The organism is Asticcacaulis excentricus CB 48 (assembly GCF_000175215.2).
In the GTDB taxonomy this organism is placed as follows: domain Bacteria; phylum Pseudomonadota; class Alphaproteobacteria; order Caulobacterales; family Caulobacteraceae; genus Asticcacaulis; species Asticcacaulis excentricus.
The window spans coordinates 2,146,670-2,167,260 of record NC_014816.1 but is presented as its reverse complement, the minus strand read 5'-3'; the positions used below and the strand labels follow the sequence as shown (position 1 = coordinate 2,167,260).

The 20,591-nt window shown below is 60.7% G+C and carries 19 protein-coding genes; 15 read left to right on the top strand and 4 right to left on the bottom strand.

What is annotated here, in order from left to right:
• Positions 1 to 60: 60 nt before the first annotated feature.
• The 4 genes from ccmE to ASTEX_RS09985 all read left to right on the top strand — a co-directional run bounded on the left by ccmE (position 61) and on the right by ASTEX_RS09985 (position 4,771).
• Positions 61 to 555, top strand: a complete 495-nt coding sequence (gene ccmE / locus ASTEX_RS10000) for a cytochrome c maturation protein CcmE (RefSeq protein WP_013479505.1) — start codon at positions 61 to 63, stop codon at positions 553 to 555.
• Positions 552 to 2,522 (top strand): heme lyase CcmF/NrfE family subunit, encoded by a 1,971-nt coding sequence (locus ASTEX_RS09995; RefSeq protein WP_013479504.1) that lies wholly within the window; start codon positions 552 to 554, stop codon positions 2,520 to 2,522. The genes ccmE and ASTEX_RS09995 overlap by 4 nt, the downstream gene beginning before the upstream one ends.
• Positions 2,519 to 3,031 carry a cytochrome c-type biogenesis protein gene (locus ASTEX_RS09990; RefSeq protein ID WP_013479503.1) on the top strand — a complete coding sequence of 171 codons (513 nt, stop codon included), beginning with the start codon at positions 2,519 to 2,521 and terminating at the stop codon, positions 3,029 to 3,031. Before ASTEX_RS09995 ends, ASTEX_RS09990 begins: the two co-directional genes overlap by 4 nt.
• Before the next feature lie 243 nt (positions 3,032 to 3,274).
• Positions 3,275 to 4,771, top strand: a complete 1,497-nt coding sequence (locus ASTEX_RS09985; RefSeq protein WP_013479502.1) for a Do family serine endopeptidase — start codon at positions 3,275 to 3,277, stop codon at positions 4,769 to 4,771.
• A 177-nt stretch (positions 4,772 to 4,948) separates the two neighbouring features.
• Here ASTEX_RS09985 and ASTEX_RS09980 read toward each other — a convergent pair whose 3' ends face one another.
• The gene (locus tag ASTEX_RS09980; RefSeq protein ID WP_013479501.1) at positions 4,949 to 5,329 is read right to left on the bottom strand and encodes a group II truncated hemoglobin; all 381 of its coding nucleotides are present in this window, start codon (positions 5,327 to 5,329) and stop codon (positions 4,949 to 4,951) included.
• 192 nt (positions 5,330 to 5,521) lie between these two features.
• A complete protein-coding gene (locus ASTEX_RS09975; RefSeq protein WP_013479500.1) occupies positions 5,522 to 7,951 on the bottom strand; it encodes a glucan 1,4-alpha-glucosidase in 2,430 nt (809 codons plus the stop codon).
• Between the two features lie 332 nt (positions 7,952 to 8,283).
• Between ASTEX_RS09975 and ASTEX_RS09970 the strand changes: the two genes are divergently transcribed.
• The 4 genes from ASTEX_RS09970 (at position 8,284) to ASTEX_RS09955 (ending at position 12,484) form a co-directional block, all read left to right on the top strand.
• Positions 8,284 to 8,697: a helix-turn-helix transcriptional regulator gene (locus ASTEX_RS09970; RefSeq protein ID WP_041658620.1), complete on the top strand. Its 414-nt coding sequence runs from the start codon at positions 8,284 to 8,286 to the stop codon at positions 8,695 to 8,697.
• A gap of 99 nt (positions 8,698 to 8,796) precedes the next feature.
• On the top strand, positions 8,797 to 9,330 hold the full coding sequence (locus ASTEX_RS09965) for a DUF4199 domain-containing protein (protein ID WP_013479498.1): 534 nt from the start codon (positions 8,797 to 8,799) through the stop codon (positions 9,328 to 9,330).
• 199 nt (positions 9,331 to 9,529) lie between these two features.
• Entirely contained in the window at positions 9,530 to 11,113 is a 1,584-nt protein-coding gene (locus tag ASTEX_RS09960) for a sodium:solute symporter family transporter (protein WP_013479497.1), read from the top strand.
• A gap of 123 nt (positions 11,114 to 11,236) precedes the next feature.
• Positions 11,237 to 12,484: a dicarboxylate/amino acid:cation symporter gene (locus ASTEX_RS09955; RefSeq protein ID WP_013479496.1), complete on the top strand. Its 1,248-nt coding sequence runs from the start codon at positions 11,237 to 11,239 to the stop codon at positions 12,482 to 12,484.
• 162 nt (positions 12,485 to 12,646) lie between these two features.
• On the opposite strand, the gene ASTEX_RS09950 is transcribed toward ASTEX_RS09955, so the two are convergent.
• Positions 12,647 to 13,432, bottom strand: coding sequence for a FadR/GntR family transcriptional regulator (locus ASTEX_RS09950; protein WP_013477924.1), 786 nt, complete (start codon positions 13,430 to 13,432; stop codon positions 12,647 to 12,649).
• 271 nt (positions 13,433 to 13,703) lie between these two features.
• On the opposite strand from ASTEX_RS09950, the gene araD1 reads away from it, so the two are divergent.
• Positions 13,704 to 14,714: an AraD1 family protein gene (araD1, locus tag ASTEX_RS09945; RefSeq protein ID WP_013477923.1), complete on the top strand. Its 1,011-nt coding sequence runs from the start codon at positions 13,704 to 13,706 to the stop codon at positions 14,712 to 14,714.
• A gap of 112 nt (positions 14,715 to 14,826) precedes the next feature.
• Here the strand turns inward: araD1 and ASTEX_RS20515 are convergent, their stop codons facing one another.
• Positions 14,827 to 15,000: a hypothetical protein gene (locus ASTEX_RS20515; protein WP_013479495.1), complete on the bottom strand. Its 174-nt coding sequence runs from the start codon at positions 14,998 to 15,000 to the stop codon at positions 14,827 to 14,829.
• Positions 15,001 to 15,389: 389 nt separating this feature from the next.
• Between ASTEX_RS20515 and ASTEX_RS09935 the strand changes: the two genes are divergently transcribed.
• The 6 genes from ASTEX_RS09935 (at position 15,390) to ASTEX_RS09910 (ending at position 20,502) form a co-directional block, all read left to right on the top strand.
• Positions 15,390 to 15,692, top strand: a complete 303-nt coding sequence (locus ASTEX_RS09935; protein WP_013479493.1) for a hypothetical protein — start codon at positions 15,390 to 15,392, stop codon at positions 15,690 to 15,692.
• Positions 15,693 to 15,773: 81 nt separating this feature from the next.
• On the top strand, positions 15,774 to 16,226 hold the full coding sequence (locus ASTEX_RS09930; RefSeq protein WP_013479492.1) for a hypothetical protein: 453 nt from the start codon (positions 15,774 to 15,776) through the stop codon (positions 16,224 to 16,226).
• A 106-nt stretch (positions 16,227 to 16,332) separates the two neighbouring features.
• Positions 16,333 to 16,488, top strand: coding sequence for an entericidin A/B family lipoprotein (locus tag ASTEX_RS09925; protein ID WP_013479491.1), 156 nt, complete (start codon positions 16,333 to 16,335; stop codon positions 16,486 to 16,488).
• 109 nt (positions 16,489 to 16,597) lie between these two features.
• A complete protein-coding gene (locus tag ASTEX_RS09920) occupies positions 16,598 to 18,448 on the top strand; it encodes a sensor histidine kinase (protein ID WP_049781652.1) in 1,851 nt (616 codons plus the stop codon).
• A 4-nt stretch (positions 18,449 to 18,452) separates the two neighbouring features.
• Positions 18,453 to 18,917, top strand: a complete 465-nt coding sequence (locus ASTEX_RS09915) for a response regulator (RefSeq protein ID WP_013479489.1) — start codon at positions 18,453 to 18,455, stop codon at positions 18,915 to 18,917.
• Between the two features lie 7 nt (positions 18,918 to 18,924).
• Positions 18,925 to 20,502: a response regulator gene (locus ASTEX_RS09910; protein ID WP_245532493.1), complete on the top strand. Its 1,578-nt coding sequence runs from the start codon at positions 18,925 to 18,927 to the stop codon at positions 20,500 to 20,502.
• Positions 20,503 to 20,591 lie beyond the last annotated feature (89 nt).

Here is a 20,591-nt window from a genome sequence, read left to right as displayed (position 1 = left end):
CCCATCACCAGCCTCTTACCGCGCCGCTCTCCCCGTAAAAGGGGCTAGCCGGAGATTATCATGAGCCTCCTTCCCAAATCCATGAAGGCGCGTCGGCGTCTGATGATCTTTCTCATCGCCGCGCCGATCCTGATAGCCGGTGTGGCGCTTGCCTTGTTCGCCATGAGGGATCAGGTCGTCTATTTCTACACCCCGGCGCAGGCCTACGAGGCGAAGGCCGAGCTTCACCGAACGATGCGCCTTGGCGGCCTCGTTAAGGCGGGCAGCATTGTCAAGGGCGCCGGCGGCGAAGTGACGTTCGTGGTGCGCGACCAGAAGGCCGAAATGACCGTGCGCTTCAAGGGCGACCTGCCTGACCTATTCCGCGAAGGGCAGGGCGTGGTCTGCGAAGGGCAGCGTGTCAGCGCCGACGTTTTCGAGGCCAAAACCGTGCTCGCAAAACATGACGAGAATTATTTACCCCGGGAAGTCGTCAAGGCGATCAAAGAGCAAGGCGAGTGGCGGCCGGAAAGCGCCGACAAACCCGATTCCAAACCCTTCGGTGAGGCGAAATGATCGCGGAACTGGGCACCTTCAGTCTCGGGCTGGCCTTCCTCCTGTCGCTGGCTCAGGCGCTGAGTGTGGCGGGTGCGGCGTGGCGTCCCCTGCGCGGCATGGCGCGCTGGAGCGAAGGCCTGTCGCTGGCCGCTGCCGTAGCATGCGTGCTCGCCTTTGCGGCCCTGCTCCACGCCTTTGTCACATCTGATTTTTCAGTCTCCAACGTCGCCAAGCATTCGCACACGCTAAAACCGCTGCTTTATAAGATCTCAGGTGCCTGGGGCAGCCATGAAGGCTCGATGCTATTGTGGTGCATGGTGCTGATCAGCTACGGCGCGCTGGTCACCTTATTCGGGCAAGGTTTGCCGTCCGGCCTGCGACATAAGGTGCTGGGGGTGCAGGGGCTTCTGGGGGCGCTGTTCTGCGGTTTCACGCTGTTTTCTTCGAATCCGCTGGCCCGTCTTGACCCCGCTCCCTATGAGGGGCAATCGCTCAACCCGATGCTTCAGGACCCGGCCCTGGCGTTTCACCCGCCGCTGCTTTATCTCGGCTATGTCGGGTTTTCGGTAGTGTTCGCCTTTGCTGTGGCCGCGCTGATCGAAGGGCGTATCGGGCGCGAATGGGCGCGGTGGGTTCGGCCCTGGACACTTGTGGCTTGGGTGTTTCTGACGCTCGGCATCGCGCTGGGCTCGTTCTGGGCCTATTATGAGCTCGGCTGGGGTGGCTGGTGGTTCTGGGACCCGGTGGAAAACGCCTCCTTCATGCCCTGGCTGGCGGCGACCGCCTTGCTGCATTCGGCCATTGTGCTGGAAAAGCGCGACGCGCTGAAATCCTGGACTGTGTTTCTGGCGCTTTTGGCCTTTACCTTCTCCATGCTGGGGGCATTTCTGGTGCGCTCCGGCGTTCTGACCAGCGTGCACGCCTTCGCCGTCGATCCGCAGCGCGGCATCCTGCTGCTGGCCATCCTCTTCATTACCGCCGGGGCCGGGTTTGCCCTCTATGTGTTCCGCGCCGCGACGCTGAGTTCCGGAGGGGTCTTTTCGCCGGTCAGCCGCGAATCGACCCTCGTGCTCAATAACCTGCTGGTCTTCGTGGCGCTTTCCACCGTCTGTCTGGGGACGCTTTACCCGCTGCTGATGGAAGCCCTGACAGGCAAGACGATTTCGGTTGGCACGCCCTACTATAATCTTAGCTTTGTGCCGGCCATGTCGGTGGCAATGCTCATCCTGCCCTTGGCCAGCCTGATGGCGTGGAAGCGCGGGGACCTCAAGGCTGTGGGTCAGAGGCTGGCCCTGGCGGGCGGGATCTCGCTGTTTCTGGCCGTACTGGGCGCGGTACTGATGGGCAACGGCGAGGCGAAAAAGGTCCTCTCCATCGGTACTGGCTTCCTTTTGGGGGGCTGGGTCATCCTCGGCTCGTGGCGGGTTTTGCAGGAGCGAACGCACCTTCTGAAGGTGCCGTTTTCTGAGAGCCTGCGTCGCTTTAGCGCCCTGCCGCTGGCGACGCATGGCATGGTGCTCGCGCATGTGGGGCTCGGCCTATTCGTGATGGGGGCGGTGGTCGAAACCCAGGCGAAACTCAGCGCCGTTGATCATTTGCGCGTTGGTGGGGCGTTGCGCGTGGGAGCCTATGAGGTGCGCCTGAGCGATATCAAGAGCGTGGTCGGGCCGAACTATGAGGCAGAACGCGGTGTCCTCAATGTCCGTCGCGGTGGCAAGTCCGTATGTCAAGCCCTGCCGGAGCGCCGATTCTATCCGGCTTCATCAACCGTGACGACCGAGGTCGCCCTGTGTTTCCAGCCGCTGAACGATCTCTATTTTGTGCTGGGCGAACCGTCCCCCGATGGCTGGCAGGTGCGCGCGCTTTATAATCCTTGGGCGAGGCTGATCTTCTTCGGGCCGCTGCTGATGGCCATAGGCGGGGTTTTGTCGCTGTGTGACCGTCGCCTGCGGCTGGGGCTAGCCAATCGGGGCAAAAAGGGATGAGGCGTTCTCACTATAAACCGGTCCTGGGAAGTTCCATTCGGGCCCTCTTCATCACCTTGTTCGCGTTTTCGCAGGTGGCCGGGGCCGTTCTACCTGGTGAAACCCTGTCGGACAAGAAACAGGATGAGCGCGCCCGCGCGCTTTATCGCGAAGTGCGTTGCGTCGTCTGTCAGAATGAGTCGATTGCCGATTCCGGGGCCGATATCGCCGCTGATATGCGCCGCGACATCCGCGCTCATATCTCAGAGGGTAAAAGCGACAGCGATATCCGTGACATATTGCGCGCTCGCTATGGCGACTATGTGCTGTTCCGACCGCGTTTTTCACTGGCGACCGGCCTGCTTTGGGGCCTGCCGGTGGCAGTGCTGCTGGTCGGCGGAGCGATCTTTCTCGCCACAGGCAGCCGCAAAAGCGCAAACGAAGCTGAGCCAGATGCCCCCGGCCTAAGTGCCGAAGAACAGGCACGACTGGACGCGCTTTTGAACCGTGACGCTGATAGTCACAAATAAGGCGGGATCTAAGCCACGATTTTGCCGCACCGCTTTGGTTGCATTCAAGGGCATTCCGAAAAGTGTGAAACGGTTTTGGCCTCGCCGAACTCCGTTTTGGCTCTCGTACGCGACAAACAAAAATCTGAGGGCCGTAACGGCTCTGAGACGGATTAAAAGATGGTAAGCCCGCGTGAAAACACTGGCTTGCGGCTTCAAAATGCCTATGTTGACCGTAACAGCGTATAATCAGGACGAAGACCCATGGGGAACGTGCTTAACTCGATAAAGAAGAACAAGGGCCTGGTGGCGGGCGTGGCCGGTGGCCTCATGCTCGGCGCAGCGGTGGCGGGTGCGGCGGTGTCCGGACTGGGCGGCTATGACGGATCGACCCTGATCAAGACAGCGGCCGTAACCCCGGTGAAGCCGCCTGCGGGCGCGCCCATGTCGTTTGCCGACATCATCGAGCGGGTATCGCCCGCTGTTGTCTCGATCGAGACCAAGGGCAAGGTGAAAGTGCCCAACGGCCTGATCATCCCTGGCTTCGAGCCACCTTCGCAGGACGAAGGCGAAGGGGAGGGCAATGAGCGCGAAGTGCGCGGGGCCGGTTCGGGCTTTTTCATCACAGCCGACGGCTATGTGGTCACCAACAACCACGTCATCGAAGGGGCTGACGAAATCACCGTCGTCCTGACCAACGAACAGAAGCTGACCGCCAAGGTGATCGGCCGCGACCCGGCCACCGATCTGGCCGTGCTCAAGGTCGAAGGCAAGAACTTCCCCTTTGTGCAGTTTGAAACCGATCAGCGTCCGCGCGTCGGTGACTGGGTGATCGCTGTGGGCAACCCGTTTGGTCTGTCGGGTACGGCGACGGCGGGCATTGTCTCGGCCTTTGGGCGTCCGGACGGCGCGCAGGGCTATGTCGATTACATGCAAATTGACGCCGCCATTAACCGCGGCAATTCCGGCGGCCCGACCTTTGACCTCAACGGGCGCGTCATTGGCGTTAACTCGGCCATCATCACGCCGTCGGGCGGCAATGCCGGCGTCGGCTTTGCCATTCCGGCCGACACGGCTTCGGCTATTGCGCGCAAGCTGATGGCGGGCGGTAAAGTCGAGCGCGGCTATATCGGCGTGCAGATACTTCCCGTCACGGATGAATATGTCGAAAGCCTGAGCCTGCCGGATAAGGACGGTGCCTATATCGCCGACGTCACCAAGGACGGCCCGGCGGCCAAGGGTGGCGTCCAAGTCGGCGACATCGTCAAGAAGGTCAATGGCAAGACGGTCAAGCTCAATACCGACCTGACCCGCAACGTGGCCGACGTGCGCCCCGGCGAAAAGGTCGAAATCGAGGTGTTCCGTAATGGCAAGATGGTCAAGCTGACCATTGTCGCGGCCCTTCGCCCTGGCGAAGACGAACTGAACAAGGTGCTCAATGGCGGGGCCACGACGCCGGAAACCGGCGCCCCGGTGCTGGGCCTGAGCGTCAAGCCGCTCGACCCGGCCTCGCGCAAGACCTATGGTATCGAAGCCGATGTGAGTGGTCTGGTAGTTACGGCGATTGAGCCGACTTCGGATGCGGCCAAAAAGGGCCTGAAGGCCGGCGACGTCATTGTGCGCGCCAACAACCTGCCCGTGGCCAACCGTGCCGACTTCGACAAGATCGTCGTGGATATGAAGGCCGCCAACCGGCCCTCGATCCTGCTGCTGGTCAACCGCAGTGGCCGCAATGTGCCATTGCCGCTAAGCCTCAAGTAACGTCCAGACAGCGACCTGAACACGTAAACTGGCGCATACCCAGAGTCATTTCAAATGACTCTGGGTATTCTTTTTCATAAGTGTCTCAAGTCGCTGATACATACAAGACAGCCCCGAGTTATCGACGGCCGGATGCCCTCAGCATTTTCGGCCGTTGACGTGAGGAGCCGGGTTTTTCTATGCCTTGTTCTGCATGTGGAAGGCCAGCCGTTCGACGGGTTCGCGGATAAGGTCGCGTAAGCGCGGATTAGCGATGGTCTCGTCCAGGGCGCGGTTGAAACACAATAGCCATTCGTCGCGCTCAAGCGGGCCGATCTCTGCACCGAAGTGGCGCGAGCGCAGACGCGGATGACCGTGCTTTTCGACGTAGACTGGCGGCCCGCCCAGATAGCCGGTCAGGTAGTCGTAGAATTTTGCCTCGCTGCCTGACAGGTCGGCAGGGTGGATGGCCCGGCAGCGCGCGGCTTCGGGCAGGGTGTCCATCAGATGATAGAAGCGGCGGCACAGGGCTGAGACGCCGTTCGCACCTCCAATGGCCTGAAATAAGGTGATTTCCATGCGCAGGTCTTAGGGGGCGAGCCCAGGCAGATCAAGAGCGCTATCTGTCGCGGCTCGCTGGCTTGATAACCAAGGCCAGAGGAGCGCGTGCAGTCCGTTGCCCCCGCGTCACCATTCGCCGCCCCCCCAAATGCCACCTCCCCACGCCGGGGGCGTAGGGAGGAGAAAGAGCGGTTCAACTTTCGGACTTCATTACTTTGCAAACGTCTCTGCTGTCAGCGGGTTGCGGTCCCACACCTGACCATCGGCCAGAGAGCGCAGCAGTTTCACATATTCCGCGTGGGTCCAGGCCAGAGGCGTGGCCGAGTTAGTGCCTTCGCCCGTCTCATAACCCGCCGGCTTGACGCCGACGCCGTCCCATACCTGTTCTGGCAGCATCAGGCCTTCATTGGCAAACAGCTCCATACCGCGCACGTATGTGGCACGAATGCGCGTTTTGTCCGTATTCGTCACACCGCCGTTTTTCAGCGCCGCGCGGGCCAGTTCGTAGTGGCCGCGTTCGCCGGTGAAGAAGGGCCACACGCGGCCGCGCTGCCCCGGGGTCGAGCCGCCCAGCACGCCATAATTGGCACCTGTCGTCTCGTCTTCGCCATAGCCGTCATTGCCATAACGACGGAAGCCGGGGAAGGCGCCTTCGACGCCCTTGAAACGGAAGCTGTACTTGACGCGCAGGTTCTCCGGCAGTGTCTCATCATCAAGGAAAGTCAGTGAGCGGACGATGTTGGCGTCATCGGCGCGGCGCACGCCATAGCGCACCAGCTCCAGGAAGCCCCCATCGAGAATGAGGTCGCCCCGCATCCCCTTGCGGCCATTGCGTTCGTCCTGCACGCCCGGATTATTGGCGTCGTCCGAGCGCGACAGACGCATATAGTAGGTGTCCTTGCCGCCCTTGATGGCGCCGGTGGTGGTCACCATGCGGGCCTCGATCATCGCAGAAATATCCGCGGCGCTGGCCTTCAGTTTTTCGGCCATATCGGTGTCGCCAGAGCGCGCAGCGATGTCAGAAGCGGCGATCAACCCGGCCACAATGGCGGCGGTGGTGGAGGGCGAATAGCCCTCCTGTTCTTCCCAGCGCTCCTGCTGCGTATAGGGAGGGGTGATTTTGGCGTTGTTCCAGCCGATATGCGTTGTACCGCCATCCTTGAGGAAGGTGGCGGCGGGCTTGAGCATCGACGTCCACGAAGCCTTCAGATCGGCGTCGCTCATCAGGCCGCGGTGATTGAGGTTCCAGCCGAGCATGATCGGCATGGCCGTCTGATCGAGCTGCACGCCCACCCATTCCGGCGTGCCATCGACGTGCGCCTTTTGCAGGAACCAGCCGCCGTCGCCCTTATTTCCCGGTGTGTTGGGTCCAACCTGCACCTTCGGCAGGTAATGATAGGCGGCCAGCGGCGTTTGTTTGTCCCCCAGTGCCGCCATCGCCATCGCCACCTGATAGAAGTCGCGCGGCCAAACGGCCTTATAGCCGGTCGCCGACTGCTTAGCGAAGACGGTTTCGCCCCATGGGTTCGACAGGGAGGCAATCAGCGCCCCGGCATAGGTGCGATCTTCCTGCACCTTGAGCATCAGGGCCGAGGCGTAGAGCAGCTTTCCATTGTCGGTCGATTGGGCCGTCAGGCGGGGCAATTCGCTCAGCGAGGCGAGATAGTCTTCCCAGCCGACTGCCTTGCCCTGACCGTTGTAGCGCGCCAGCACCGTGGCGTAGCCGGCCTTTAGTGTCGCGGCGGCTTCCTTATCCGCGGCGGCGACATCCTTGCCAAAGCCGAGCGCCAGCTCAAAGGTCGACGAGGTGCTCACCGGATTGAAGGCCGCGACGGCACGGATATTGCCTTTTTCATTGATAGTGGCGTTCAACGCGCCCAGCTTGCCGTCTTTTAAAAGACCAATCAGTGCATCCTTGCCCGTAAAGCCGATGCTGGCAGCCTCATAGGGCACCGAAGCGCGCAGAGACAGGGCGTGGTGGCCGTCAAAGGCACGCAGGGCGGTCTTTGAGGCATCGCCCTGATCATCACCAGAGGTGTTGTTGACCGAGGGATCCAGCACGACATAGGGCGTCACAGTGCCTTTCAGCGCCTTGACCGTGACGCGCAGCATCAGGGTTTGATGGTCCGGGTCGGTGAAAACGTCCTTGATGACCACAAAGCGGCCCAGCTTGTCCGTATTGGTCAGGCGATAGGCGGGCGACAGCGGGCGCCCTGCCTTGTCCTTATGCAGATAGTCGATGTGTGACACCGTGTCGGCGGCTTCCGATGCCACCCAGCCGTCGCCCGCAATGACCAGTGACAGGTCGCGGATCTGCGCTTCGTGGATCAGGCCATACATGGTTTCCGACACCACGCCGTTGGCCAGCGAAAACCACACCTTCGACACCGTGCCGGTGGTGGCCTTGTCGCTATACTGCAGGTTCTTGTAGGCCTCATAGGACGCACCGATGCCCTGCTTGGTCGCCGCCGCCCAAGGCGAGGCCTCAGCGGGACCATCCGTGGCGTCGGTTGAGACGACCTGATTGGGTGTGTGGGCGGTATTGCTCGGCTTTTCGCTGTCTTGTGCAGCGGCGGCAGCGGCGGCAGCGGCGGCCAGAAGGGCGCACAGGCTTACCGATGCGATGAGGCGCTTGGACATAAGGTCACTCCCTGAACACGCACCGTTGGCGGCAGAAGAGGACCTCTGCGGCGGTGCGTTTTTACACTCTTTCCCTATTGGTACAGTGCCGCCGCCCCTGGCGAAACCCGCCCCGGACGTGAATACGTATTCAGCTATTTCATACCTCTGCGGCTTTTTGGAACGTAGCGCCAGCAACGGGACCGCACGAGCCGCCGAAGGCGGTGATCGGACCGCCGATGCGGAGGCAATGGCGGGGCGACTACCGGGAGGGTCCACCCTTGTCGCCTTGTTCCTCGCGACTCGCTCACCCCAGACTTCGCTCCTCGTTGAAATCGTGATAGAACACGGCTATGTGGAAACGTGTGATGCTCTATGGAGCCCTGCTGGCGCTGGGGGCGGTCGGCCTGCAATGGCTCGACTATCAGTCGCTTGTGCGCCGGGCACCCCAGACGCTCTATATCGGTTTGGTGGCGGCTGGCTTTTTGGCGCTGGGCGTGTTTGTGGGCAACCGGCTGTTCCGGGCACTCCCGACCCAACCCTTCAACGGCAACCCGCAGGCCCAGACGGCGCTGGGCATCAGCGCGCGCGAGCTGACGGTGCTCCACGAACTGGCGGCCGGACAATCGAACAAGGAGATCGCCCGCAAGCTCTCCGTATCACCCCACACCGTCAAAACCCACGTGGCGCGCCTTTATGACAAGCTACAGGCGACGCGGCGGACCGACGCGGTACGCAAAGCGCGCGAACTCGGGCTGATTGAGTAAAACAAACGGACAGATCACCCGAAATCATCCTTTTGGGCGATTGTGCAAAGCCGCTGAACCGCCTCAGATCAGTGGATCCATTCACAGGAGAGCTGTTGCATGTTGCGCACCATTTTTGTCTTTGGCGGCATAGCCGGTCTGATCGTCGGCGTGCCCCTGTTTCTGATGACCGTCGGTCTGAAAGGCCATCCGCCGATGCCCTGGGGCATGGCCATTGGCTATACGACCATGCTGATTGCCCTTTCGGCGGTGTTTGTCGCCATCAAGCGCCGCCGGGATGTCGAAGGCGGCGGGGTCATCCGCTTCTGGCCGGCCTTTGGCATGGGACTAGCCATTAGTCTGGTTGCCGGGGTGATCTACGTGCTGTCGTGGGAAGCGGCTCTGGCGGTGTCGGGCATTGACTTTGCCGCTGATTATGGCCGCGAGGTGATCGCTCAAAAACGCGCCGCCGGGGCCAGCGCCGCTGAACTGGCCCGCCTGACAAAGGATATGGCGGCCTTTGCCACGCAATATGCCGACCCGCTCTATCGCCTGCCCATGACCTTCGCCGAAATCTTCCCGGTCGGGGTGCTGGTCTCACTGATCTCCGCGGCTTTGCTGCGAAATCCGAGGTTTCTGCCCGCACGGGGCTGAGGTCGTACGCACAGCCCATCCGCCTCTTCCACCGGTCAGCCCTGCTGACCGGCTTTTTTAAGTGCCTAACTTACACCCGATCCGATGTCCCTGCGCCTGTTGGATGACGCAAAGCCGGATTGCATTTTTTTGCGTCCGGCACGGAAGTGGATACCTCTTTGTCTCAGCATGGACTAAACTTTCTAAAAAAGGGCGGGCCGTGACTCAGTTTCACCTCAACAGCATCGATATTGGCGTGGCGGCGGCCTATGTGCTGGGGCTGGTGGCGCTGGCGCTTCTGTCGCGGCTGAAGATCACTACGCTGAAGCAGCAGTTTCTGGCGGCGGGTCAGGCGCGTTGGCCAGTAGTGGGCTTCACGCTCTACGCCGCTACCCTGTCGTCTTCGGCCCTGATCGGGGTGCCCGGCTCGGCTTACGCGCATGGGATCAGCGTCTATAATTACGACTGGGTGGCGGTGCTGGTCCTTACCCTGTTCTGTGCCGTCGTGCTGCCGACCTATCTGTCCTCCGGCGTCTTCACGGTCCCGGAGTTCCTTGAAAAACGCTATGGCCGCTTTGCACGCACCTATGTGTCGGGGCTGTCTATCGCCTTGATGACGTTCGTCGATACGGCAGGACTGCTGTTTGCGGGCAGCCTGTTGTTCCGGCTGCTCTTTCCGGCGTTGAGCCTGTTTGAGGTGGGCGCGCTCCTTTCGCTCTGCGCGGGACTGTTCCTCGTCGCCGGCGGCTTGCGCGCCGTGCTGATCACTGACACGGTGCAGGCGCTCTTCCTGATCGGCGTCTGTGCGGTCATCAGCGTCCTCGCGCTGAAGGCTGTCGGCGGCTGGCAGGCAGTGGTCGCCCACGCCGACGCCTTACGGCTGCATCTGGTTCGTCCGGCTACGGATGATGTGCTGCCTTGGACGGGCCTGGTCACCGGTCTGCCGCTCATCGGCTTTTATTTCTGGTGCACCAATCAGTACATGGTGCAGAAGGTGCTGGCGGCCAAATCGCTCGATCATGGCCGCTGGGGCAGCCTGTTTGCCGGTGGGTTGAAGCTGACGACTTTGGGGCTGCTGGTCGTGCCTGGTCTGTGCGCACCGCTGCTGTTCCCCGCGCTGGAAGCCCCGGATCAGACCTTTTTCGCCCTGGCCTTCAGCCTGTTGCCGGCGGGTGTGGTGGGGCTCGTCGCCGGGGTGTTTCTGGTCACCATCCTGTCGTCTCTGGCCTCCAACTACAATGCGGCGGCGACACTGGTGACGCTCGACTTCCTTAAAGCGCTTCGTCCACACACCTCGGAGGCGCGGTTGCTGCTGGCCGGGCGGCTGGCCATCCTCAGCGTTATGGCCCTGTCGATTTTGTGGCTGCCCATGTTGGGGGCCATTCAGGACACGCTGTGGAACTATCTTCAGGCCATGCTTGCCTATTTCGTGCCGCCGGTGGCGACCCTGTTCCTGATGGGGCTGTTCTGGAAGCGCGCCAATGCCTATGGCGCGGCCTGTGCACTGATAGTCGGCACGACGCTCAGCCTGGGGCTGTTTGTAAGTATAGAGATCGTCGGTATCTTGCCACTGCATTTTCTGGTGGCGGCGTTTGTCATCTTCATGGTCAGCGCCGGCGCCTTGATTACCGGCAGCCTGTTGCGCCCGGCTCCGAACGATTCGGTGAGCGCGCTCGTCTTCACCCGCGCCGTCTGGGATCGCGAAAGCGCCGCGCTGAAAGGCGTGCCGTGGTACAAAAATTACCGCTGGCTGTCGCTGGGTCTTTTGCTGTTCACCGCGCTTCTGGTCACCCCGTTGCTGTAACCCCCCTTCCTTGAGGGAGAGGGTTGGTGAGGGGAAACGCCACCTAATTTCAGCCGTTACTTTTCCTCGCTTGCACCGTCCCCGTTTCGGCCTATCTTCGTGCGTCTATTTATGAGGCTCGACATGTCCAAAATTCCCTTCTGGTTGCGCGTTCTGGTGGCTTTTGCGCTGGGGACCGGGGTGGGGGTGGCCTTCGGTCAGCAGGCCGTGCCATGGGTTGAGCCTATCGGCGACCTGTTTGTTAACCTGATCAAGATGCTGGTTGTGCCGCTGGTTTTCTTCACGATCGCGGCCTCTATTTCGCGACTAGGAGAGGGGGCACTGGGCGAGGGCGGCGGCGGTAAGGCCGTGCGACTGGGGGTGGTAACGATCGTATGGTTCATCATCACCGCGGGTCTGGCCGTATCGCTGGGCTTTGCCATCGGCCATCTGATCGAGCCGGGCCGCGGCCTGAGCGGCCTGCCGCTGGCCGACGTCAAGCCCAAGGTCATTCCACCGGTGCAGGACGTGCTGATCGGCATTGTGCCAACCAATATTTTCAAAGCCTTTGCCGAAGGTCAGGTCCTGAGCGTGGTCTTTGTTGCCCTGTTTGTAGGCGCGGGCCTCAGTGCCCTAGGCGACCGCGCGAGCGAGCTCAAAACCCTCGTCTCTCAGGGCAGCCAACTGATGTTCAAGCTGACGCGCTGGGTGATACAACTAACGCCGTTTGGCGTGTTTGGCCTGATTGCCTCTGTGGTCGGGTCTTATGGACTTGAGAGCCTGACGCCGCTTCTGAGCTTCATCGGGGCCATCTATCTGGCCTGCGTGATCCACGTGTTTGTCGTCTATCCCATCCTGCTTAAGCTGCATGGCCTGCGCGTCGTGTCGTTTTACAAGGGGGTGTTTGAAGCGCAGCAAACGGCCTTTTTTACCTGCTCGTCGCTGGGCACCCTGCCGGTGTCGCTCAATGCCGCCATCGAAAAGCTGAAGCTTAATCCGGCCTATGCGGGCTTTGCCGTGCCGCTGGGGGCCAATATGAAGATGGACGGCTGTGGGGCCATCTATCCGGCCATCGCTTCGATCTTTGTGGCCAACTACTTTCATATCGAGCTGACCCAGAGCCACTATGTGATTATCGCCCTGACAGCCATGCTGGGGTCGCTGGCCACCGCCGGCGTACCGGGCGTGGCGACGGTCATGCTGACCCTGACGCTTTCTACGGCGGGCCTGCCGCTTGAAGGGATTGCGCTACTGGCGGCCATCGACCGCATTATTGATATGGTGCGCACGGCGACCAATGTAACGGGTCAGATCCTGATCCCCACTCTGGTGGCGCGCGAAAATGGCCTGCTGGAAGCGACCTCACCCTTGGTCAAGGCTAAGGCTGAATAGACAGAACTGGCTACGAAAAACACGAAACGGACCAAAGGCGGTGTTGGACCTGCCTTGGCCAAAGGGCAATTAACCCTTGTGGCAGGTTGATTTTGGGGCGTTTCGCGCCGCGTCATCCGCCTGCGATTTTGTGTTGCCTGGCGCTTTTCGTGGCTAAATCCCTTACCCCCTCGGTTCGAGGTACTGGGTCTGCATGGAGCGCTGGGTGTCGTCGAGGGCCATGCGGATGAGCGATTCCATGCACCATCTGGCCGCCCCTGAGTCCTGACGTTTGATGGCGTCAAACACGCGGCGGTGGTCGGGGATGGGGTCGCGGGTCAGGGCCTGATGGCGCTGTTTGAAGCGCGTGGACCAGGCGACCGCCGCCCCGATCGAATGACTGAGTGAGGCGAGGGCTTCGTTATGCGTGGCGTGCATCAGCGCGTCGTGGAAGTCGAGATCGGCCTTGCGCCCGGCTTCGGTGGCCAGGGTCTCGGCCTCCATCAGGTCGAGTGCCCTGTCCATCAGGCGCAGGTGCTCGTCCGTGCGGCGCAGCGCCGCCAGCTCGGCCGCCGCCGGTTCGGTGATCAGACGCAGCTCAAACAGGCCCTTAATGAAGTCCTCCGACGGCTCGGTCTCGAACATCCAGCCCAGCACTTCCGGATCGAGCACGTTCCAGCGACGACGCGCCGTGACGCGCGTCCCGGCCTTGGGGCGGCTTTCGACCATGCCCTTGGCCGCCAGAATGCGGATGGCCTCACGATAGGCCGAGCGCGAGATGTCTAGGGTGGAGGACGAGTCGATCTCATTGGGCAGGACCTCGCCAGGCTTATAGACGCCCTTGAGGATGTCCACCCCCAGCCGGTGGGCCAGCGCCCCGTGCAGGCGGCCTTGGAAATGCACGCCGTAAGCGGAACTTTCGGTAGCCGCAGAGCGGTCAAACGTCGCGGCAGGTCGGGTATCGGTCATGCAGGTCCCTGTCTAGAGCATTCATCGGTTCAGTTGAGCCGCCGAATGCTCTAAGTTTCTGTTGGGTAGCGCAATTTTTGCGAAAAGTGCCAAGACGCTTTTATGGCACTTTTTCGGATTGCGCTCTAATCCTCCGTTTCCCTGCTCGCGCAGAGACGAGTGTACGAGAATCTTCGTATGATCATAAACACGATTTGACAAACCGCAAAGGCGGGCCTAAGTCACAATCAATTGTCTGAGTTTTAAGAGCAATATTTGTTGGGAGTGATCCATGACCCTTCGCCTGATCCAGTTTGTCGATGCCCACGGGACGCGCGGCGTGGCCGCTGCCGAGGATGACGGTTCGGCTAAGGTTATTGTGGGCGTGACCACGACCTATGAGCTGGCCAAGGCCGCTATTGCGGCCAAACGCTCTATTGCTGATCAGGTGGCGCAGCAGGGCCTCGGCGAGGCGGTCGATATCGCGCTGGCCCTGTCCGAAGGGCGCGTGCTGGCCCCGATTGACCATCCGGACCCGGCGCACCTGCACCTGACCGGGACGGGTCTGACGCACCTGGGCTCCGCTGAGGGCCGCGACAAGATGCACGCCAAGGCCAAAGACGCAGGTGGCGAAGAAAATCTGACCGACTCGATGCGCATGTTCCTGATGGGCGTGAAGGGTGGCAAGCCGGCATCGGGCACCGCCGGAGCTCAGCCGGAATGGTTCTATAAGGGCAATGGTTACGCACTGGTCGGGCCGGGCGCGGAGCTGGTGTCGCCGGGCTTTGCCGAAGACGGCGGTGAGGAGCCGGAAATGGCCGGTATCTACGTCATCGGTGAGGATGCACAGCCCTATCGCATTGGCTTTGCGCTGGCCAATGAGTTCTCCGACCACGTGACCGAGAAGCAGAACTATCTGTGGCTGGCCCACTCCAAGCTGCGCCCGGCGTCTCTGGGTGTCGAGATTCTGACCGGCGACCTGCCGAGCCACGTGGAAGGCACGTCGAAGATCGTGCGCGGCAACGAAGTGATCTGGGAAAAGCCGTTCATCTCCGGTGAGGACAATATGTCCCACACGTTTGAGAATCTGGAACACCACCACTTCAAGTACGAGCTGTTCCGCGTGCCGGGCGATGTGCACGTGCACTGCTTTGGCACGGCCACAGCGAGCTTTGCCGACGGTGTGAAGACGCAAACAGGCGACGTGTTCGAAATCGATGCCCGCCCCTTCGTCCACCCGCTCAGAAACCCGCTCAAAACCACCGAGCCTCTGGCCAGCACAGCGAAAGTGATGCGCTTGTAAGAGCTGTCTTACAGCTCCTTGCATTTGCGCAAGGAGGGATAAAAGAAAAACCGCCCTGATCTTTGCAGATCAGGGCGGTTTTGCGTTGCTAGCGGTCTGACGTCAGAATGGCTTAAGGCTTTTCGGAGCCGACCGGGTTCACCTTGGGCATCTTGCCCTGCTCGATGCGGCCTTCGTTGCGCAACTTGCGACCGTCTTCGGCCATCTTGTCGTTTTTCAGGGCTTCGCCCAGTTCCTCTTCGACGCCGCCGGCGGTTTCCTTAATCGAGCCTTTGATATCGCCCATGTCTAATCTCCTTGATGAAGCGGGGTAGGGAAGGTCGCGGAACCATTTAAGCGCCACAACCTTGTCCTCACCCTGCGCCCGAGCCGCGTCAGTTTTCGCCGGGTTTGCAAGGGGTTGCGCGTAAGTAAAAAATCAGGAAAGGCGCCTTTATCCGCCCCTTATTTTTGCTTTCAGCCATAGGCATCGCATCCTTAAAGCCGCGCCGATAGGGTTTGGTCATCACATCCACACGGACCACGACACGGACGAAAACGAGATACCCCCCCCCATCCTCGTTTGAATGCTGTCTCAGACGGCCATCCGTGTCAGACATCCCCCCCCGCCCCGCGGTCCGTGTGGATGTGACCCCCATTCCTCCCCCATACCGCACGCCCTCAAAGGAGAGATTTATGCTGTCCCCCGCCACCAAAGCCGCCGCCGGAGTTACCAAGGTTCTGGCAGAACACGACGTCCGTTCGGAAGCCGATCGCACCGTAGATGGCGTTGAAAAGACCGCGCGCCACGTGGCCGATGACCTGTCTTCGCGCGCCAACGAAGCCGGCGCGAAGCTGCGTCATATCTTCGACGATGCGCAAGGTCATCTGAACAAGGCCAGTGGCCGCCTCAACAAGGAGGTGCACGAAAACCCGGTACGTACGGGCCTTCTGGCGCTCGGCGCTGGTGTTCTGATCGGCATGATGCTCAAGCGCTGATCCGCGTTTCGTCTGCAGATTTCAAGGGCGAGGTCCACAGCGGCTTCGCCCTTTTTTGTATCGGTTGTGAAAGGGTTGCCAATGTCTGTGCTGTTACGTGTGGCGGAACTGTTTTTTGTGCGTCAGCGCTTTCGCCAGGTGCGGTCGCAGGCCCTGGCCTTTCTAAGCGCGCTGGGCGTGTTGGTCGGACTGATGGTGTTTACGCTGGTGGCGCTGGCCCTCGGGCTTTCGGTCTTGCTGCTCCTGGCCTTTCACGGTTTGCAGGCGCTAGGGGTTACCCCGCCGGTCGCGGGCGGCATTGTTGCCGCACTGGTCATCGCCGTGGGCCTTGTCCTGCTGGTGGCCATCGGCCGCGCCCGGCGCGCCGTGCAGGGGACGCTTGAGCATCTGATCAGCGAGACCTCGAACCTGCCAGGTGAGCGCGAGGTGCAGGGCGTGGTGACGCGCACTGCCGCAGGGGCCGTGTCGGTGTGGCGTGCGTTTCGCGACGGCCTAAAGAGTGGAAAATCAAGTCGTCGTAAGACGGCCCTCTGATTTTTCTTATGATTTATTTATTCATGCCTCTGTCGACGGCATGGACCCATTACCGGTGTGGCGGCAAGCTCTGCACAAGATGGGGCATTTGAAAAGGACTAAGCACATGACCAACAAGATCGCCAAGATGATCGTAATTGCCGGCGTTGCGCTGGCAGCCGTTCCGGCCCTGTCGGCCTGTAACACCATTGAGGGTGCCGGCAAGGACGTTCAGGCCGGGGGCGAAGCCGTCTCCGACGCCGCCAAGGACGCCAAGAATTAGGCCGGCTCTTAGGCTGGACATTTCCGAGTTTCGCAGGTTCTGATGCCGCAGGGCTTCAGGGCCTGCGTTTGCGTTTCTGAATTAAATTGGGCGGGATGGGGCAAAGGGCATGATGTGGCAAAAGCTGCTGCGGCAGCGACGGTACTATCTGGTGCTGTTTGTCCTGCTGTCGGTCGCGACGGTGGCCTTTTCGTTCATTGTCTATGCCCATTACAACCGCATCCAGGACCAGAACCGACACTCCTTGTTTGAATACGAGGCCATTCGTCAAAGCCGGGTCGTCCTGGTCGATCTGCTCGACATGCAAACAGGGGTCCACGCCTATCTGGTGTCCGGCGAGGAGGCGACGCTCACCAGCTACCGTACGGCGCGCGATATGCTTGAGCGTGATCTGTCGGCCTATCGCACCTTGGTGTTGCGTCATGATCCGCAGGCGGCGCGCGACATCTATTTGTGGCTCGACAATATTCGCGCATTGCGCAAGACCTTCGACGATCAGGTCGAAAACCGCCGGCTGGGACGAGGGGCGGCGCTGACGCGCGAGGCGTTTGAACGACAGGTGCGCGACATGGCGCACGTGCGCCGCGCGCTGGAGACCACCAATGTGCGGCGTCTGGTCGAGGTGCGGCTTCAGGCGGCGGAGGTGGTAAAGGCGCGTTCTGATTTTCTCTTTACGCTGGTCATCGGGAGCATCCTGCTGATCGGGGTCATGCTGCTGGGGACGGTGACGATCCTCAATCTGGAGGCCGACTTCCGCAATCGTCTGGCCGAGCAGGAGGCCGTCATGCAGCGCTATCGCGAGGTCACCGAAGGCATCAACGACGGCCTGTTTGAGGTGAATTTTGTCAGCGGTGATGTCTATTGTTCGGCCGCCTACAAGGCGATGCTAGGCTATGCGCCGGACGAGGTGGAAAACCGTTGGGAGGTGTTGCGCGACATGATCCACCCGGACGACCGCGACGCGGCTGACGCCGATCTGCGCCGCTATATGGAGGGCACGGATGCCACTTATCGCAGCATCTTCCGCATGCGGCACAAGGACGGCAGCTATCGCTGGATTTTGTCTCGCGGCGTCGGCACGGGGGCCGATTTCAGCGGCATCAAGAGCATGATCGGCACCCACGCAGATATTACCGAACAGAAGCAGCGCGAAGAGGAGTTGCGTCAGCTCTACGCCGATCTGGAAACCTTCACCTACATCACCTCGCACGACCTGCGTGCGCCTCTGGTCAATCTGAAGGGCTTTTCCAAGGAACTCGAAATATCCATGAAGGAGGTGACCAATGCCATCACCCCCTATCAGAAGGACTTTGCACCAGAGCATCAAAAGACGCTTGATCTGGCCCTGAATGAGGACGTGCCGGAGTCGCTGAGTTTTATCGCTAAAGGTGTCGAGCGCATGGACAGCCTGACGCGCGCCATCCTTGACCTGTCGCGCATCGGTAAGCGTGTCTATTCGATCGAGCCCGTTAACACTCAGACTATATTCGATAAATGTGTCGGCGCGCTGGGGTATGACATTACGCAGAAGGGGATCGGGATAAGCTGTGACCCCTTACCGGAGATTATGAGCGACCCCGTGGCGCTGGAACAGATTTTCGGCAATCTGCTCGATAATGCCGTTAAATATCTGAGGCCGGATGTTACCGGAAAGATAGACGTATCTGTGCGTGAGACGCTGCACGATTTTATCTTCACCGTTTCGGATAATGGCCGTGGCATCGCCGATATCGACAAGCCGAAGGTATTTGAGATCTTCCGCCGAGCCCGCAATACGACCGAGGTCGGCGGGCTGGGGCTCGGCATGGCCTATGTCAAGGCGACGCTGCGGCGCCTGTCCGGTGACATCTGGTTCGACTCGAAAATTGATGAAGGGACGCGCTTTCATGTGCGCCTGCCCAAACGCCCGCGCCTGAGCCAAGCGGCACGCCCTGCAACCGATATTGCGATGGAAGCCTGAACCCATGATGGTCCCTGCCTTTGACGATCAGTTCACCCTGGTCATGATCGAAGACGATGCCGGTCACGCGCGTCTGATCCGCAAGAATCTGGAGCGCGCCGGGATTGGCAATCCTGTGCGCCATTTCGAAGACGGTGCTGCAGCCATCGACTACTTCTTCGGCGAGCACCTCAGCGCGGCCCAGACCGCCGAACGCCATGAACGGACCCTGGTGCTGCTTGACCTTAACATCCCGCATATCGACGGCTACGAGATTCTACGCCGCCTCAAGGGCGATCCGTCCACGCGCGCCATACCTGTGATCGTACTGACCACGACCGACAATCCTCGCGAGATCGATCGCTGCTATGAGATGGGCTGCAATGTCTATATCACCAAGCCGGTCGAATACGACAATTTCTCCGACGCCATCCGCAAGCTGGGACTGATGCTTGCGGTGGTGAAGGTTCCCAACACCGTGGTGAAATAAGATGCCGATGTCTTCCCCCGCCCTGACCCGCATCCTGTATATTGAGGACGATGAGGCGTTGGGTCGCCTGCTGCAAAAACGTTTTCGCCGCCATAGCCTTGAGGTCGATTTGGCCGTCACAGCCGAGGTGGGGCTTGAGGTGATCGCGCAGCGGGAGTTTGACCTGATCCTACTCGATTACAACCTACCGGGTATGAATGGCCTTGAGACGCTGAAGGCCCTGAAGGCGCGCGAGGTCACGACGCCGGTCATTATCCTCACCGCCGGCGGTGACGAAGCCATCGCGCTGGAGGCTATGGAGCTGGGGGCGGCTGACTATGCGGTGAAGGATATCAATCAGGCCTATCTCGATCTTTTGCCTGCCGTTATGCAGGCGGCTTTTACCAAAGAACGCCTGCTGCGCGAGAACGAACGCCAGCGGCAGGAGCTTCAGGCGGCCAAGGAGCGTGCCGAGGCGGCGTCGCAGGCCAAGACTGACTTTCTGGCCACGATGAGCCATGAGATTCGAACGCCGCTCAACGTGGTGACGGGCCTTTCGGATATTCTCATCAAATCACCGCTCAATGACGATCAGTACCGCATTGTAGAGACGCTGCGCACCAACGCGCAGCTTCTGTTGCGGCTGATCAATGATCTTCTCGATATTTCCAGAATTGAAGATAATAAGATCGATCTGGAGTCCACCGCCTTCCGTCCGGCAGATGTGATGGAAGACCTTAAGATGATGTTTGCGCAGGATATTGAGCGCAAGGGGCTGGATTTTGCCCTCACCGACCATACGCAAGGCGTGACGGTGCGCGGCGACCGCACGCGCTTGCAGCAGATCGTCATGAACCTGATTTCCAACGCGCTCAAATTTACAGCGCGCGGCGAGATCGAACTGATCGGTGAGGCCCAAGCGCGCGGTGACCGGGTCGATTTATGTTTAGCGGTACGCGACACCGGTATCGGTATTCCCGAAGCCAAGCGCAGCCAGATCTTTGACAAGTTCACTCAGGCCGACGCCTCGATCACCCGGCGCTTTGGCGGATCGGGTCTTGGCTTGTCAATTGCGCGGGCGTTGGTTGAGGTGATGGGCGGTGAGATTGCAGTGGAGAGCGAAGAGGGGCGCGGGTCGCTGTTTAGCGTGCGCCTCAGCCTGCCGGTGGCGGTAATGGCGCTGGCCGATGATGATCGCCCGCCTGTGCCGTCTCCGGGGCCGGGTGAGCGGCCACGGGTACTTATCGTCGAAGACTATGCGCCGAACGTTTTAGTGGCCACCTTGATGCTGGAAGAGATGGGCTATGAGGCGGAGGCGGCGGAGTCCGGCATTGAGGCACTGGCCCTGCTGAAGGATAATGACACCCCCTACCACGCCATTCTGATGGACGTGCAGATGCACGAAATGGACGGCTTTGAAACCACGCGGCGTATCCGCGAACTGGAGCCGGCAAGAGGTTTCCGGTATCGCATTATCGGCGTGACGGCACACGCTCTGGCCGGGGACCGTGAGCGCTGCATCGAAGCGGGTATGGATGACTATCTGTCAAAGCCGATCCAGCCGGGACTGTTGGCGCAAAAACTACGGGGAATGACCCTGGCGTAGGGCTCTTTACTGTCCCTTTATAGGCGGGTGGCGGCTCCGCACTGCGCCCTTGCGGACGTCGGATTAGGGTTTCGGGACAAGGAGATAAC

Coding starts and splice junctions, on each gene's coding strand:
- ccmE (WP_013479505.1), top strand. CDS start 61: ATGAGCCTCCTTCCCAAATCCATGAAGGCGCGTCGGCGTCTGATGATC.
- ASTEX_RS09995 (WP_013479504.1), top strand. CDS start 552: ATGATCGCGGAACTGGGCACCTTCAGTCTCGGGCTGGCCTTCCTCCTG.
- ASTEX_RS09990 (WP_013479503.1), top strand. CDS start 2,519: ATGAGGCGTTCTCACTATAAACCGGTCCTGGGAAGTTCCATTCGGGCC.
- ASTEX_RS09985 (WP_013479502.1), top strand. CDS start 3,275: ATGGGGAACGTGCTTAACTCGATAAAGAAGAACAAGGGCCTGGTGGCG.
- ASTEX_RS09980 (WP_013479501.1), bottom strand. CDS start 5,329: ATGGAAATCACCTTATTTCAGGCCATTGGAGGTGCGAACGGCGTCTCA.
- ASTEX_RS09975 (WP_013479500.1), bottom strand. CDS start 7,951: ATGTCCAAGCGCCTCATCGCATCGGTAAGCCTGTGCGCCCTTCTGGCC.
- ASTEX_RS09970 (WP_041658620.1), top strand. CDS start 8,284: ATGTGGAAACGTGTGATGCTCTATGGAGCCCTGCTGGCGCTGGGGGCG.
- ASTEX_RS09965 (WP_013479498.1), top strand. CDS start 8,797: ATGTTGCGCACCATTTTTGTCTTTGGCGGCATAGCCGGTCTGATCGTC.
- ASTEX_RS09955 (WP_013479496.1), top strand. CDS start 11,237: ATGTCCAAAATTCCCTTCTGGTTGCGCGTTCTGGTGGCTTTTGCGCTG.
- ASTEX_RS09950 (WP_013477924.1), bottom strand. CDS start 13,432: ATGACCGATACCCGACCTGCCGCGACGTTTGACCGCTCTGCGGCTACC.
- araD1 (WP_013477923.1), top strand. CDS start 13,704: ATGACCCTTCGCCTGATCCAGTTTGTCGATGCCCACGGGACGCGCGGC.
- ASTEX_RS20515 (WP_013479495.1), bottom strand. CDS start 15,000: ATGGGCGATATCAAAGGCTCGATTAAGGAAACCGCCGGCGGCGTCGAA.
- ASTEX_RS09935 (WP_013479493.1), top strand. CDS start 15,390: ATGCTGTCCCCCGCCACCAAAGCCGCCGCCGGAGTTACCAAGGTTCTG.
- ASTEX_RS09930 (WP_013479492.1), top strand. CDS start 15,774: ATGTCTGTGCTGTTACGTGTGGCGGAACTGTTTTTTGTGCGTCAGCGC.
- ASTEX_RS09925 (WP_013479491.1), top strand. CDS start 16,333: ATGACCAACAAGATCGCCAAGATGATCGTAATTGCCGGCGTTGCGCTG.
- ASTEX_RS09920 (WP_049781652.1), top strand. CDS start 16,598: ATGATGTGGCAAAAGCTGCTGCGGCAGCGACGGTACTATCTGGTGCTG.
- ASTEX_RS09915 (WP_013479489.1), top strand. CDS start 18,453: ATGATGGTCCCTGCCTTTGACGATCAGTTCACCCTGGTCATGATCGAA.
- ASTEX_RS09910 (WP_245532493.1), top strand. CDS start 18,925: ATGTCTTCCCCCGCCCTGACCCGCATCCTGTATATTGAGGACGATGAG.